Source organism: Chryseobacterium caseinilyticum (assembly GCF_014837145.1).
In the GTDB taxonomy this organism is placed as follows: domain Bacteria; phylum Bacteroidota; class Bacteroidia; order Flavobacteriales; family Weeksellaceae; genus Chryseobacterium; species Chryseobacterium caseinilyticum.
Window position 1 is genome coordinate 38,501 of the sequence record NZ_JACYFS010000011.1, and the last position, 13,915, is coordinate 52,415.

The window sequence follows — 13,915 nt, forward strand, 5'->3', positions numbered from 1 at the left end:
GAATATTTTCTGTGTCCCATTTTTTATACCCATAACTATAACATCTCAATATGAATTTTCATTCACAAAAGTTATCCGCTTTTAGTAAGGCGAGGTATTGCCTTTTTGCTTTTTTAACTTTACTAATACAACATCTTTCGGGACAGGCGAGGGTTTTTGTCAATCCCGGACTTGAATTTGGAGTTGCGACCGGAACCGTCGAATATCTTGATACTCATTTTGGATCCGGTTCTAGTTTTGATGCCGGATCTGCGGTAACTGCTCCGTGGTACACTACGCAATCTCAAAATACATCATGCTCACAGCCACCCTCGGGCAATTGTCACGCAATAGAAGTCTGGGGAAGTACATTCGGCAATGTCAACGCGGCTCAGGGAAGTAATTTTGTAGAGCTCAATTCATTTGAAAGCTCAATGATATATCAAAATGTATATCTTACACCAGGTGATGTACTATCTTACTATTACAGGCACCGCGCCAGGACGCTGACCACCGAGCAGGCCTCTATGAGAATCGAGGATCAGAATCAAAATCTCATCAGCACCATCAGCACGACAGTTACGCCATCGAGCAGAAATTTCTGGTCAGTTAATCAGGGAGTAAGTGACCCTTTCACAGGAGCTGCCGGTGTCTACAGAGTAGGCTTCAGAGCTATATCTGACGGCGGAAGCGGTGATTTGGGAAACCTGCTGGATGACATCAGGATTACCGTGAATCCTCTGATCGATTTAAAATTTTCCATTGCCCTACCGTCGTGTGAGGGCAACAGTAACGGATTATTATTCTTAAGAATCAACGGTGCCGTTGCTGCAAATACTGTTGTTGCCGTACAGCTGGTAAATCCTCAAAACGGAACTGCCTTCATCTCAGACGGTGATATCACCCTTAACGGAGTATCCAATTCCCAGGGAACCCCGACCGTTTCACACACAGCAGGTAGCCAGTACTACATGGTGACTATTCCACCGGGAAACTATGATGGCGGCTCGGTACCCGGATATTCAAATCCCAACAATGATGAAGATGGTGTAGCAATAAGTATTGCATCCGTGAATGACAGCGTAGTGGAACCTGATGAAACTTTCAGATTTCAGATTATGCCTGCAGGTACCAACGGATCAAGCAGTAATTTTAAATCAGAGTCATCCCCGATTTTCGGCGACACCTATTATCCGTCAACAAACAACTACATTATTCAGGAATGCGCATGCTACAGCCCCGCCAATACATCGGCAGCAGGATCTGATACCAGGCACGGAATCACTACGCTTAACAGAGCGGGAAGTGAAGGGAGCAACTGGCCAATGGTGCGTAAATCGGGACATACTGTACTTGAATCCAATACAAAAGGATTTGTAATTAACAGGCTGACGAGTGTTCAGATTAACAATATAGTATCTCCTCAGGAAGGTATGATGGTATATGATATCAACGCAAAATGTCTTAAAATATATGATGGTACTGCCTGGAGTTGTTTTAATACGCAAACATGCCCTTAACTATTTCTTAAGTACATTTTAATTCAATCTAATCAGAATACAATGAAAAAAATATTAATGACTCTATTTCTAGCAGGTGTTTCAACATTCAATGCACAAATTATTATCGGCGATGCAAAAGGTACAGCCACGGTAAAAACATCTGTACTGCTGGAATTTGCAGCCGATGAAAATAAGGGTATCATCCTCCCCTACGTAAGATTTTTACCTCAATCTCCTGCAGAAGGTACGATACTGCTCGACGCCAGTACATCAACAGCTGTAAGAGTGAAAGTTTACAATGCCAATACTTCATTTGGAACCAATGGCTGGCTGGATCTCAGCGGCCAGAGTGCCAATATATCTGATGCGATGACCGCTCAGCCGACATTTGCCAATGCGCCGGAAACTTCTGCCGCCAAGGCAATTATCGGGGATGTTACAAGTCTGGCGAACGGTGTACTGATACTGGAATCAACAACCAAGGCAATGGTATTACCCATTGTTGCAGATGTGCAGGATGTACTGAGTCCGTCGCCGGGAATGATGGTGTATGTAAATAAAGCTGGAAGCAAAAGGCTTGCAGTTTATAATGGCTCGGTATGGTCTTTCTGGAGAGGCGATTTCCCGACTTAGCCTATTCCAACACCATTACTGAGTGCAGACAAGTGTGGAGCTGTTGACTTTTATAAATCCCCGCAGGCATTATGTCTGCGGTGATTTCTAAGTCAGAGCCAAAGGATGAAGATATTCAGCTTCGGCATTTTCTGTGTGATGCACCATAAATTATGGTTCCTGAAATGGTTTTACAGCAACCTGCTGCGTTATTTACGCACTCAATTTATATTTTGTGATGTCTGAAGTTTACAGCGTAACCGTTCTTTAATCATCATATCTTTTAAAACATATCAGTCACAGCACTTTACAGAATACTGGTGTTTTTATTTTACCCTATTTTTCGTACTTTAGTGATCAGATTACTATCCACAGAGCCTCACCAATCATAAATACGTATCATCATATTATGATACTGTACAACTAATTAATATGGGAAAGAAAATATTGATATTTGATGATGATATTGCTATACTTGAATTATTACAGGTTATTCTGACAGATCTCGAATTTGAGGTGGAAGTATCTCAGTTTTCTGAAAATGTTCTGACACTGGTAAAGGATTTTCAACCTGACCTTATCCTTATGGACAATTTACTTCCTCCTGTAAGCGGTGCGGAGGCTGTTCAGATTATCCGCAGCTCCGGACTTTTCAATCATCTCCCTATTATCATGATTACTGCCTGCCCCAACACAGCAGCACTCAGTAAAAGGGCGGGAGCAAATGATTTTCTAATGAAACCATTTGACATTAATGAGCTTGAAAATCTGGTGAAATTACACTTATTTGGCTGACAGACCATCCGCATTAATTTAATCACATAAAGAACTTTTGGTGTCAATCTGTGTTTTGTGATTAACTGTGCGAAGCGAGGTTTATATTTCTGTATGCAGGTTTAATCAAAACATCTGCCAGTGTAGAGCTATTCAACGGTTGTTTTCCAATAGTAGGGAAATGCTTTTGTTATTCGTTTCGGGGGCGAAGTACGAAGTCGGGAGACTTCGTGTAGCAGGACGGAAATGAAGGCGGGACACTTTTGTTTAACAGGTATTTTGTGGCTAATCAAATAAACAACAATCTATCGCAAGCTATAATTCGATTTCTATATCTAATCCTTAAACTTTTTAAGCATATCTTCTATGCTGATAATCTTAAGGTTAATGCTGTTAATAGCAATATGTAAATAATTGTGCAAATCAGTATTTTCTGTTATCCGATCCGAAAAATTTTCGACAACTGTCAATTCTTTTGATACAAGATTTTCTGTAAATATGATGTCATGGAACATATCAAAAGAAACAGTACAATCTTCGGCAACAAGAAATCTCAGATATTTCCTCACTATATTTTTAAAGCGCTCGTTTTTATTCATTTTTAAAATCATGAGTGTAATTTAAGATGTGTGCTCTAAAAACATGCCATTCAACAGCTTCACCATTTTAAAATGATAAGACCTATCCTGTTTATAAAGATTAAACTAATAATTAAACGAATTTTATATTATCATCAATTATTGTGTTAGAGCGTTTTTTTCTGATATTTGTAATTGTGTATACTCCTTTTAGAATTGTAAATGTATAAAGTTTGTTTATTATATCTTTGACCTTTTATTAAAGTATGGAAAAAAAAATTGTGCTCATTCAGGATAATGCAGAAATCCTTAACCTTATGGATGATGTGCTAACAGATGAAGGATACGAAGTTATTTCTTCGCTTACAACAGAACCTATTGAAAATATCGACATCATTGAGCCTGATGTGGTGATTGTGGATGATTACATTCAGGGAAGTAAAAGCGGATCGGAAGTGATATCCGAACTGAAATCAAATCCGGAGACAGAAGATATCCCAACTGTTTTATCCTCAACTTCTCCAAGTTTGCCGGAGACTGCAAAGAACTGTAATGCCGATGATTATCTGGAAAAGCCATTTGATATTGATCATCTGATTGATGTTGTTGAGAAAAATTCTTAGTTTAAAACTATAGGGTGGGTGCTTTTGCGCAGTGGCGGGAGGTGAGGTTCGGGGTTCAAGATTCAAGATTCAAGATTCAAAATTCAAGATTCAAAGTTCGAGATTCAAAATTCAAGATTCAAAGTTCGAGATTCGAGGTTCGGGATTCGAGGTTTGAGATTCGAGGTTCGAGGTTTGAGATTCGAGGTTGAAGATTCGAGGTTGAAGGTTGAAGATTTTCATTCATCACTCATTACTCATTACTCATTACTCATCATTCAACATTCATCGCTCATCACTTATCACTTATCACTCATCATTCATGTAATTATGTTATTTTAATAATACCATTTTCATCAGAAGGTTGCATCATAAGATTTAAACAGTCCTATTATTATGAAAAAGTACTCATTATCAATGGCGGACAAAACTTCGGAGATTCGGTGTTGCACTAAGGGTTCGAAGTCGGGAAACTTCGAATAGCGGTGAATGAATGCTTTTGTTTCTTTAGAGAAGACGGATGATTTTCATTTTCATGACGTTGAAAAAAATGCAGACATTGACCGTAATATGAAAATCTACAGAGATTACCTTAACAAAGTTCCTGAAAAAGAACTGAAGCTACAGCCGTATAAATCAACTGGATTTTTTCAGAAACAGTAGAAAAACAAAGTTTGACTCAAATAAATGCCACACGACGAATCGTGTGGCATTGTTGATTTACAGCTTAAGCCCAGGGTATTTGAAGTGAGTTGATTGAAGCCTGAAACATTGGGTATTTTATTTACTCATAAATCTTTGTAGTAAAGTCTACTTTTTTCTGTACCGTGCCCAGAGATACTTTAATATAAGTGTTGTAACATAACTTGCCACTGCTGCTGCTGAAGCTGTACAGGCTGACCAGAGAATGTTTTCAAATGGAGGAGAAAAAATAAAGCCGGTCATGCAACCTCCCAGAAAACCCATTTTTACTTCAATGCTGTTCATGATTCTCATTTTCATCAGGCACCGGTTCTCTGACCGTTAACTGGCTGACCGCAGCAATCATCCCACCGGCAAGGGTGATGTAACCTGCGATATTGACCAGCTTATGGGCGACTTCCAGCTGTGAAGCCAAAACTGCGGAGCCCGCCCCCACTAAAATCAAGCCTGTGTTTCTTAATTTTCTAAACAGTTCAGGCACTGGTGCTGAACATCTTTCAAGTATATTCATAATAGTATTTTTAAAAATCAGAGCCGCCTGCGTATTGAAACGGCTCTGATAGGATTATTAATTTAATTTTACGAAGTAACTTTTAAAGTAACTTCCTTACTGTCATTCAATATTGGGAAAACAAGAAACTTCAGTGCGGCAAAAGCTTTTTTTGAAGAGTATCCCTTCCCATGACCTGCAATCGCAGTAACGGGTGCAATGCAACCCGAAAGTTCTTCCACAGCATTATTGGCAGGGTGAATCAGAATCAAAGATCTGCCTCTGACATTTTCCAACATTAAATGCCAGCTGAACCTTTTGCTGAATCTCTTCACCAATCTGTATGTTCCTTCCGGAATACATGAAACTCTGCGTCTGTTATTCCTCCAGGGAAGCTCAATGGTAAAACAGAGGTGATCACCGTCAACAAACAACTGTCCGTTGGTACCCTCAGGATGATATTTCCGAAACAGTATCAATTCCATTATACTCCACCATCTACTTTAATAATTGCGAGGGGATTGTAGGAACCATTCTTCAGTGCATACATGCTTCCATTGATATCCTGATAAAACTCAATTCCCAGAGCTAAAAACAGTGGTTTTGTGGAATTTGCAGGCAGTGATAATGTATGCGCAATCAAAGTGGTTGCTGCGACCGAATATGGAAGAACTGCTGTAGATTCCTGAGCATTTGCAAATGTTTCCTGCTCAAAATCCACCTCTGCACCTCCCGAGGTAATTTTGAAATGTGTAGTCCCCTGAGGTGCCGTAATCATGTCCACCGGAACGAAGGGATCGATAGAGACTGTCATCTCCCCTGTCGCACGGTCAATGGATGAAGTATACGGTGCATGAATGGTTGTTGCCAACGCACCTGTCTGATTAAAATCAAAACCCGTCAGGAGTTCGGCTTCACCGTCAATCACGTTTCTTAAACCTCTCTGGCTTACCGTATCCGCCTGAATGACCTTCATCATGATCTGCGTCATCCTGCTCGCCATCCCTGAAGATTTCACATTAGTAAGCAGCGGTCTTAAAGCTGCCCTGAGTATTTTCCCTGCCTTCCCTGCGCGGCCGAATTCCATTCCGTTTTCACGGGTTCTCTGGAAGGCCGGATCCGTGGCTATTCTCTTTGCGTCTATCCCTCCTTTTTCACGAACAAGATATCCGTCTTTTGACTTGTAAAAGGTAACATCCCCGATGGTACCTGTGATCTTAAAGATCCCTTTCTGATGTGCCATTGTTCTAAATTTTAGTTAAACATTTTTAATTAGTCAATCTTTTCTGTTGCAACTGTTGACTGATGAGACAAAGATTGGACATTCACAGCGATGTTTTTCGGTAGTCATTCGGTAGTACCGAAAGATTTTTTGCCGGATTGATTTAACATATTTTTTTCAGGGCATTCAGTGGGAGTATGTGGGGAGTTGGGGGCGGGATGCGGGTTGTGGGGGTTGGAGGGTTTGAGGGTTTGAGTGAGGTACGTGATGCGTGATACGGAGGCGGGGTTCGAGATTCGAGATTCGAGATTCGGGGTGTGAAAGTTTGAGGGTTGGAGGGTTTGAGGGTTTGAGGGAGGTGCGGGATGCGGGGGGAGGGATTCGACGTGTGTGGGTTGGAGAGTTGGAGAGTTTGAGAGTGAGGGTCGGGGTGCGGGGTGTGAGTGTTTGGGGAATGGGGGGATTATTTGCCGTCCAGGTCGGTGAAGTGTTGTTCGACGTTTTCGTGGAGGGACCGGAGGAATTTTGTACGGTTTATTTTGCGCAGTTTTATTTCGCCCAGAATTTTGTGGAAATTGGAAAGATCAATACCCAGCATTTTTTCGAAAGTTCTGATCACCTCACTGAGTTCCCTACTTCCCCCATTGAAACATTTCATCAGATGCAAACTGTATATCAGTTCAATAAGTGAAACCTTTGATGAAGACCATGATAATACCGATCTGTAATCTTTTATTTCAGGCAGATCATTTTTGATCATGTGCATCTGCTCCTTTAAGTACAAATCTAATTTTGTATTGGCGATAATATGTGACACCAAATGATCGTGAGAGGTTGTGAATGAAGCATCCAGGTTGTAAAATGCTGCAGATAATCTCATTTTCATATCGAAAGAATCCCGCACAAAATATTTATAGTCGAGATATGCAGCACCCCGGCGATAATAGCTGTAGAACTCTGCATTGTCTTTATAAAAAACATTGAGTTTTTTCTGCTCCGATTCGTAATATTTCACCAGAATTTCTGTTCCTGTCGCCGGCTTCAGAGATTCAATACTGAGGATTTTAGAGTAATAAATAAATTTTGAGATCAGAGAGGGTTTCAGCTCTTTGAAGAAGTACACCTCATCAGCAGTAGATTCAAACTCATAAGAAGAGATCATTGATTTTGTCATCCTGACAGCTTCATCGATTTTCATTAATGCCGATTCGCAACATGCTATCCAGCTTTCCCTGTTGATTTCAACAGTTTCTAAATCGTGCGTAAGTTTCTGTGACAGATCTTGAATCTCTGCCAATACATTTTTTTTTACCATGTCCTGTAAATTTTACAGAAATTTACAAAATCCTCCTGTAAATGTGAAATATCACAATATTCCTTTTATACGGATGCTTCTTTACATTTTTGAACCGGCTTCGAGTTTTTTCTGTTTCACGTAATCTATGGGCCGCATCCCTGTCATTTCAAGAAAAGCATCTGAAAAGTTCTGTCTGTGCAGAAACCCCGCATCTTCTGCCAGTCCCGATATTTTCAGTGTAAGGTATTTTTTATCTTCATTGAGTTTTTTAATGATGTAGTTTATTCTCAGCTGCATCAGATAGGGTTTGAAATACAAGCCTTTTGTATCATTAATAAAAACAGAGAGGTAGTTTGAGTTTGTTCCGAAATTTTTGGCGAGCATATCCAGCGTCAGCCCTTTTGTTCTGAAACCTCCGTTATCTTCAAAATCAGAAAGTTTTACCAGAAGATCTTTCACAACTTCCTCAGGAAGTGATGACCTTCTGCCGCATGCCGGTTTTACGACTGCAAGTGTCTGCTGACTTTCCCATTTTTCCTGAAGCAGCATATATTTCTGAAGGATCTCTTTCTTTTTCTTCCGATGTAAAACAAGCAGTACCATCAACACAGAAGCTGCCACCCCTAATATAATTACGAAACCCAGTCCCGTTAACTTCATGATCTGCCACTGTTTTTTTTCCTGCAGGTCATTTTTTCTGTCGTAGCCTTTGTGAATTTTTGAAGAGAGGTAGGTAAAATCCTGTTTCAGAAAAGAGTCTACCTTAATAAGCTGCTTGGTGTAATATCTTTCTTTCTGAATATCATCTTTTTCTTCAGCATGCATGATTAGTTTTCCGTACACTGAGCGCAGCTCCTGCGAGCGGACTTTAGTTTAAGTCATAACAAACCAAAGGGTTGTGACAGCGGGTTCGAAGTCGAGAGGACTTTGCACAGCGGGTATGATTTAATATGATACAGTGACGTGCTCCGGAACGGTACAAAATGAAGACACTGACAGATCCGAAGATGCCTCTCGGGAAAAGATTGATGCTCATTGAGCAGACCATAAACCGAAAATTGCCTGTAGAATTTAATTTTGAAGACACATTTTATCTTAATACAAGAGCAGATCATCACTTGATCTGCTCTTTATGCTTTATTGTGGATATCAAATAGGATATGGTACTTTAATTTTAACTGCATCAGGTCCCAGTTTTTTCCGCCATTTTTTTCAGGTGAAATTGAAAACTTAACATAATTAAAATAGGCTATTCAGTCGCATTATCTACGCTTTATCCTGCCTTTATCTATACTCTAAACAAGGAGTAAAAATATAGTTAATTTTTTATCGGCTTCTCCAGTTTTGCCATCATGTCATTCTGCTCATTCAGCATTCTTTCGTATAGTGCAATTTTTTCTTCGTGGAACCATAAAAACTTTAGCCTTGATCTTTAATTAAATCTCACTCCGGCAGTGCAGATTACAGTCTTCCGAAGCAGGACAATGCCCGGCGACCAGCTTAACGATGCGGGTGCAAAGGTAAAACGGTGGCATAACCGTATGTTTACTTATTTTAAATTATGTGTTGGAAACATTGTGCAGGATCATCTATGATCAGTGAAAGAAGGACGCTATTCAGCGTCCTTCTTTCATTTCCCTGTCAATCCAGTCCACATTTTTTTTATCTTTCAGGAAGTAGTCCCACCACTCCACTGTTCTTCTGTTCAGATCAAAGGCTTCGGGCGTGTTGTATCCCAGCGTGTGTTCCTGATCTCTATAGAAAAGAGCGATTACTTTCTTTCGGTTCCGCAGAAGGCCCATGTAAAAGGCTTCAGTCTGCTCCGGAAGTACATTTCCATCCTTTCTTCCTGACCACAGTAAAACAGGCGAAGTCACATTCTGTACATAGTTGATCGGATTGTTTCTGAAATACAATTCTTCATGCCCTACATAAGGTCTGTTCATTTCAAACTGACCATCCTCAAAGCGGGCATAATAAGCTATCCTGAACAATCTGTTGTATGAAAAATAAGACTGCATAATATCACCTACAGATGCTCCCGACAGATAGGCTGCAAACCGGCGGGATTGTGTGGCGATAAAATTGGTTTCATAGCCTCCCATCGAATGACCTGTGAGACCAATCTTATCCTGATTGATAAACGGAAATTCCTTCAGTGCGTCAATCGCGGAGTGAACACAATCCAGTGATGAAATCCCCGTACCCCTATCATCAAAAACAACATCTGGCTGGTAGATGAAATATCCTTTCTGCAGCAGCAGTCTTTTGTTGAAGCCGTCCTGCCTTACCTCTCCCGTGATATACACAGATGCAGCATTTGACTGCCTTTGGTAAATTCTGACGATGACCGGATATTTTTTTGAAGCATCAAAGTTTACGGGATACGAAAGAACCGCTTTCAGCGGTGTCCCTGCTTTATTTCTGTATGACAGTGTTTCGAGTTTTAGCTGTGCTGTTTTTTTATCGCTGCCGTTGGTCTGGTACAGAAGTCTGCGGATTCCGTTTTTCTTCTCAGACAGATAAATACCAGGCGGCGTGTTATGATTTTCCTGAACAGTATACAGCTTACTTTGATTCTGACCTGCCGGGACAAGCACTTCCCTTATTTTATTTGCTGTACGGGGAAGAAGTACAGAGGTCTGACCTTTGCTGAATTTTACGACTGATGTTTCACCTGTCTCCGGCTTGTAGAGCTGCAACAGCAGCGGTTTGGAGAGGTCTGCCGTTATATTGTTGAATTTGGTTTTGAAATGAGCAAAGCCGGGCTGGATTTTTTTGTTCAGAACCGTCACCTCTTCCGACGCAGATATACCTAATCTGGTCATCACGTCCAGTTTCAGATCGTATGAATACAAATCTGTTTTCCCTGAAAAAATCAGCTGTTTACCGTCGGAAGTAAATGCCGGATTTTTGTAGCCGTTATCTTTGATCTCTGCTGTTGACATCGTGTTCAGATTATATACTTTCCATACCCTGTCTTTCCAGCTGTACGATACTGCTGCATTTCCGTCTTCCGAAGCAGTAACTTCTGAGGATCCGGGGAATATCAGCTTTGCTGTTTTCTCAAGCGAATCATAAAGACAGATATTATAGAAGGGAGCAGAATTGATGTAATCATTTGTTTCACCGATGCTGAATGCCAAGAAATACCGGCTGTTTCTAAGCGGCGCATAGACCTGGAAAAGATCCGTAGGCAATTCTGTTTCTATACCTTTGCCCGGAAACCAGTGCCAGTATCTGTATTTTATTTTTCCCGTGTTTTTAAACCGCAGATCTGTATCGTTGGCGTACCAGACTTCCACCATTTCCGGTTCTGAGAATCCGGCCTCTGATTCTGAAACAATTAAAAAGGACTCGCCATTACCAATTTCCGTTAATTTTAATCCGTCAGTTCTCAAAGGCTGGAAAATACGGGGAGTGAAAAGTTTTCCGTCTTTGATATTCAAAACAGTACAGGTCATGGCTCCGGCAGAAGTTTTCTCCCTGACAGAAAGAAACTTCCCTGATTTTGTAATTTCGATTTTATCAATGGTGTTTCCGGTATTGGAGCGGGAAATTATGCTCCTGCCGTTCCATTCCAAAAGTTCAGATCTATTATTTCCCTCTGATACCCTCCGCACAAAAAACAGTCTTTTTTCATCTCCCGTTACAGATTCCACCTTACTTTCCATATGCAGAGGCCGTCCTGACAGATTATAAATGGTCAGTTCTTTATTTTTACCAAGAATGTAATACTGTTTCTGATTTTGAATGGCATTTCCTGCCTTTACTTCTTTATAAAATATCTTATGACGTGTTGCCATATCCAAAAAAACTGCCCTGCCTTCACCGCAACCGAAGAAGTGGCGGTTTCCTATGAATGCCTTTTTTGTGTTTATGTTAAGAACCGTATCTACCGGATTTCTTCTGTCTTCAGAAAAAACAAAGGTTGTATCACCGTTATCAGGATAATAGAGATTCACTGCGGCATGTTTTCCGTCTTCTGTCACCATCAGTGATTTGACATCCGAAAATTTTGAAGCCCAAAGTCTGAGACTGTCGTCTTTGGTCTGCTGGGCAGAAAACAGATTTGAAAAAAACAGCAGTGCAAGTGTTTTAAAAAATGTTTTCATTTTAATAGCCCGGATTTTGAGGTTTGAGTTTTCCGTTCAAAAGCAGTTCCTTCTGCGGTACAGGCCACAGACGGTGGTATTCTTGCCAGTTGGGTTTAACTGCTGTAAGCTGGCTGAGCTGGTCATTTCTTTTAAGGCTGAAAAAGCGGTGTCCCATTTCGGTGAAGAACTCACGACGGTTCTCATTCAGTATTTCCGTGAGCAGTACAGCCTGCGTTACAGATGCTGTAAGTGCAGGGAGTGTAGCCCGCTGTCTTGTTCTGTTGACATAAGGTACGGCTTCCGTCATTTTGTTCTGCTGAGCCAGTGACTCTGCCAGTAAAAGGTAAACTTCCTCAAGCCTGAAAACGATGGAATATTCCGTGGTGTTGGCTGAGCGGAGTCTGTACTTTTCGGCGCGGTACCATGTATTAGCTCCCACCGTAACCGTTCCCATCCAGGACTGTTTTCTCAGGTCACCTGCGGGAAAGGAAGCGACCAAAGAATTTGTAAGTGAAAAACCTGTCGGGGCGGCATTGACGAAATAGTAGAGGGAAGCTTCCTTTGTGGCATCACCTGAGTTTTTGGGTTTCAGCTGCCAGAGGATGTGGGTTCCGGATTTCTGAAAGACCTTGGTGATGTCGTTCTGAAACTGGTACAGCGGACTCTGAAGAATGGTTTTCAGTGAAGCCTCCGCCTTTGACCACTGTTTTTGCTGCATGTATACTTTTGACAGAATCAGCTCTGCTGTTTTTCTGTTGATGAATATCCTTTCTGCATTTCTGTACTGATCATTCAGTGCAGGAATGGCATCGAGAAGATCCATCTCTATTCTGTTCAGTACTTCTGCAACAGGTGTTTTGTCAATATTCTGATTGATGATGTAATTGGTGGTTACGGGATAGGGAATATCTCCGTAGATCTGCTGAAGGTACAGGAACAGCAGTGATCTTATCGTCAGTGCCTCAGCGGTTATCCTTGCTTTATCAGCTGCAGATAATCCCGTTGATTCTTCTACCCCTTCGATAATGCTGTTGGCCACATAAATTTTCTGATAGGCGGCTGTCCAGAACGTGGTGACCGGAGCATTGGAATCCAGAAGCGTATTGTTAAAAATATCCGGGAAGCCATTGTTGGTTACCGCCGTATGGTAAATCAGATCGTCGGTGTACGTTCCCAAAAGTCTGCCCGACTGGTCTGCGGATATCGGGGAGCTGTCCCATAATCCGGCGTAGAGTGCTGACAGTGCCGCATTGGCAGTCTGTACATCACTGAACACATCCTGTGTTGCGATCTGGTTTTGCGGAAGATCTGTTTCGATCATTTTCTCACATGAAAGATTTGCTGCCATCATTCCCAGCAAACCTGTATATTTTATTATATGAATTAATTTTTTCATTTTTCTGATTTTTTGTTGATTACTAAATTGTTGAAAAGCTATAACCTGACAGACATATGTACCTGTTAGTATCCACCCGCCCTCATTACTTCCCTTCTCCATCCTCCATCCTTCTCTTTCCTCTTCATTCCTCATCCTCATTTTTCCAACTCCCCTCCTCCCACTTCCATCATTCATAAAGAATTACTTATCTCAAAGCGTCAGCGTAGCTCCGAAGGAATACGTTCTAAGGGGTGGCAAAAAACCACTTGAACCCAGCTCCGGATCTATCCCGAAATACTTTGTCCAGGTGTGAAGGTTCTGTCCCTGAAAGAAAAGTTTCACTTCCCTGAATATTTTACCCTGAGTAGGAATGCTGTATGCGAGCTGCACATTTTTCAGCCTGATGAATGAGGCGTCGGAAACCGTTGCATCACTTATCTGAAACAGCTGGTGTGATGCGGTTGTTGCAGTATGGTAAGACATATACAGTCCCTCAGGATTCTGAGGTGACCATACATTCAAAGCCTGCACAGGAAGGTTGTTCATGGAACCGGGTGAAGGCATGGTGCTGTTGTAGTTTCTGCTTTCCTGTTTTACAAACTGAAGGAGCACGGACAGATTCCAGTTTCTGTATCTCAGGTCACTGGTGAATCCTCCGTAGAATTTCTGACCGAGGTTTCTG

The 13,915-nt window shown here is 41.4% G+C and carries 15 protein-coding genes and 2 pseudogenes; 6 read left to right on the plus strand and 11 right to left on the minus strand.

Translation table 11 applies throughout. From position 1 onward, the window contains the following. Positions 1–50 precede the first annotated feature (50 nt). The 3 genes from IC610_RS19255 (at position 51) to IC610_RS19265 (ending at position 2,888) form a co-directional block, all read left to right on the plus strand. Positions 51–1,499, plus strand: a complete 1,449-nt coding sequence (locus IC610_RS19255) for a hypothetical protein (RefSeq protein WP_191738396.1) — start codon at positions 51–53, stop codon at positions 1,497–1,499. A 57-nt stretch (positions 1,500–1,556) separates the two neighbouring features. Then, complete coding sequence (locus tag IC610_RS19260; protein WP_228462971.1) at positions 1,557–2,114, plus strand: hypothetical protein; 558 nt, start codon at positions 1,557–1,559, stop codon at positions 2,112–2,114. 411 nt (positions 2,115–2,525) lie between these two features. After that, positions 2,526–2,888: a response regulator gene (locus IC610_RS19265; RefSeq protein ID WP_191738400.1), complete on the plus strand. Its 363-nt coding sequence runs from the start codon at positions 2,526–2,528 to the stop codon at positions 2,886–2,888. 314 nt (positions 2,889–3,202) lie between these two features. On the opposite strand, the gene IC610_RS19270 is transcribed toward IC610_RS19265, so the two are convergent. After that, positions 3,203–3,466: a hypothetical protein gene (locus IC610_RS19270; RefSeq protein WP_191738402.1), complete on the minus strand. Its 264-nt coding sequence runs from the start codon at positions 3,464–3,466 to the stop codon at positions 3,203–3,205. Positions 3,467–3,711: 245 nt separating this feature from the next. Here IC610_RS19270 and IC610_RS19275 point away from each other — a divergent pair, with 245 nt between their 5' ends. Together IC610_RS19275 and IC610_RS19280 are read left to right on the plus strand one after the other, a co-directional pair. Further along, positions 3,712–4,068, plus strand: a complete 357-nt coding sequence (locus IC610_RS19275; RefSeq protein WP_191738404.1) for a response regulator — start codon at positions 3,712–3,714, stop codon at positions 4,066–4,068. 468 nt (positions 4,069–4,536) lie between these two features. Next, positions 4,537–4,710 carry a hypothetical protein gene (locus IC610_RS19280; RefSeq protein ID WP_191738405.1) on the plus strand — a complete coding sequence of 58 codons (174 nt, stop codon included), beginning with the start codon at positions 4,537–4,539 and terminating at the stop codon, positions 4,708–4,710. A 147-nt stretch (positions 4,711–4,857) separates the two neighbouring features. Here the strand turns inward: IC610_RS19280 and IC610_RS19285 are convergent, their stop codons facing one another. From IC610_RS19285 to IC610_RS19310, 6 genes are all read right to left on the minus strand, one after another. Further along, positions 4,858–5,034, minus strand: coding sequence for a hypothetical protein (locus IC610_RS19285; protein ID WP_191738407.1), 177 nt, complete (start codon positions 5,032–5,034; stop codon positions 4,858–4,860). Then, complete coding sequence (locus IC610_RS19290; RefSeq protein WP_191738409.1) at positions 5,021–5,260, minus strand: hypothetical protein; 240 nt, start codon at positions 5,258–5,260, stop codon at positions 5,021–5,023. Before IC610_RS19290 ends, IC610_RS19285 begins: the two co-directional genes overlap by 14 nt. A gap of 68 nt (positions 5,261–5,328) precedes the next feature. Then, positions 5,329–5,724 carry a DUF5675 family protein gene (locus tag IC610_RS19295; RefSeq protein ID WP_191738411.1) on the minus strand — a complete coding sequence of 132 codons (396 nt, stop codon included), beginning with the start codon at positions 5,722–5,724 and terminating at the stop codon, positions 5,329–5,331. Further along, a complete protein-coding gene (locus IC610_RS19300) occupies positions 5,724–6,482 on the minus strand; it encodes a hypothetical protein (protein ID WP_191738413.1) in 759 nt (252 codons plus the stop codon). Before IC610_RS19300 ends, IC610_RS19295 begins: the two co-directional genes overlap by 1 nt. A 442-nt stretch (positions 6,483–6,924) precedes the next feature. After that, entirely contained in the window at positions 6,925–7,776 is an 852-nt protein-coding gene (locus IC610_RS19305; protein WP_191738415.1) for an RteC domain-containing protein, read from the minus strand. An 81-nt stretch (positions 7,777–7,857) separates the two neighbouring features. Then, positions 7,858–8,583, minus strand: a complete 726-nt coding sequence (locus IC610_RS19310; RefSeq protein ID WP_191738417.1) for a helix-turn-helix domain-containing protein — start codon at positions 8,581–8,583, stop codon at positions 7,858–7,860. Positions 8,584–8,741: 158 nt separating this feature from the next. Here IC610_RS19310 and IC610_RS19315 point away from each other — a divergent pair, with 158 nt between their 5' ends. Next, on the plus strand, positions 8,742–8,915 hold the full coding sequence (locus tag IC610_RS19315; protein WP_191738419.1) for a hypothetical protein: 174 nt from the start codon (positions 8,742–8,744) through the stop codon (positions 8,913–8,915). A 161-nt stretch (positions 8,916–9,076) separates the two neighbouring features. On the opposite strand, the pseudogene IC610_RS20240 reads toward IC610_RS19315, so the two are convergent. The 4 genes and pseudogenes from IC610_RS20240 to IC610_RS19330 all read right to left on the minus strand — a co-directional run. After that, positions 9,077–9,178 (minus strand): annotated as a pseudogene (locus tag IC610_RS20240) (XRE family transcriptional regulator); the annotation flags it as partial. A gap of 196 nt (positions 9,179–9,374) precedes the next feature. Next, a complete protein-coding gene (locus IC610_RS19320; protein WP_191738421.1) occupies positions 9,375–11,873 on the minus strand; it encodes an alpha/beta hydrolase family protein in 2,499 nt (832 codons plus the stop codon). A 1-nt stretch (position 11,874) separates the two neighbouring features. Then, positions 11,875–13,251 carry a RagB/SusD family nutrient uptake outer membrane protein gene (locus IC610_RS19325; protein ID WP_191738423.1) on the minus strand — a complete coding sequence of 459 codons (1,377 nt, stop codon included), beginning with the start codon at positions 13,249–13,251 and terminating at the stop codon, positions 11,875–11,877. Positions 13,252–13,443: 192 nt separating this feature from the next. Beyond that, positions 13,444–13,915 (minus strand): annotated as a pseudogene (locus IC610_RS19330) (SusC/RagA family TonB-linked outer membrane protein); the annotation flags it as partial.

Bases quoted from the DNA above. Each gene is read 5' to 3' on its own strand.
- IC610_RS19255 (WP_191738396.1), top strand. From the start codon at position 51: ATGAATTTTCATTCACAAAAGTTATCCGCTTTTAGTAAGGCGAGGTAT.
- IC610_RS19260 (WP_228462971.1), top strand. From the start codon at position 1,557: ATGACTCTATTTCTAGCAGGTGTTTCAACATTCAATGCACAAATTATT.
- IC610_RS19265 (WP_191738400.1), top strand. From the start codon at position 2,526: ATGGGAAAGAAAATATTGATATTTGATGATGATATTGCTATACTTGAA.
- IC610_RS19270 (WP_191738402.1), bottom strand. From the start codon at position 3,466: ATGAATAAAAACGAGCGCTTTAAAAATATAGTGAGGAAATATCTGAGA.
- IC610_RS19275 (WP_191738404.1), top strand. From the start codon at position 3,712: ATGGAAAAAAAAATTGTGCTCATTCAGGATAATGCAGAAATCCTTAAC.
- IC610_RS19280 (WP_191738405.1), top strand. From the start codon at position 4,537: ATGAATGCTTTTGTTTCTTTAGAGAAGACGGATGATTTTCATTTTCAT.
- IC610_RS19285 (WP_191738407.1), bottom strand. From the start codon at position 5,034: ATGAACAGCATTGAAGTAAAAATGGGTTTTCTGGGAGGTTGCATGACC.
- IC610_RS19290 (WP_191738409.1), bottom strand. From the start codon at position 5,260: ATGAATATACTTGAAAGATGTTCAGCACCAGTGCCTGAACTGTTTAGA.
- IC610_RS19295 (WP_191738411.1), bottom strand. From the start codon at position 5,724: ATGGAATTGATACTGTTTCGGAAATATCATCCTGAGGGTACCAACGGA.
- IC610_RS19300 (WP_191738413.1), bottom strand. From the start codon at position 6,482: ATGGCACATCAGAAAGGGATCTTTAAGATCACAGGTACCATCGGGGAT.
- IC610_RS19305 (WP_191738415.1), bottom strand. From the start codon at position 7,776: ATGGTAAAAAAAAATGTATTGGCAGAGATTCAAGATCTGTCACAGAAA.
- IC610_RS19310 (WP_191738417.1), bottom strand. From the start codon at position 8,583: ATGCATGCTGAAGAAAAAGATGATATTCAGAAAGAAAGATATTACACC.
- IC610_RS19315 (WP_191738419.1), top strand. From the start codon at position 8,742: ATGAAGACACTGACAGATCCGAAGATGCCTCTCGGGAAAAGATTGATG.
- IC610_RS19320 (WP_191738421.1), bottom strand. From the start codon at position 11,873: ATGAAAACATTTTTTAAAACACTTGCACTGCTGTTTTTTTCAAATCTG.
- IC610_RS19325 (WP_191738423.1), bottom strand. From the start codon at position 13,251: ATGAAAAAATTAATTCATATAATAAAATATACAGGTTTGCTGGGAATG.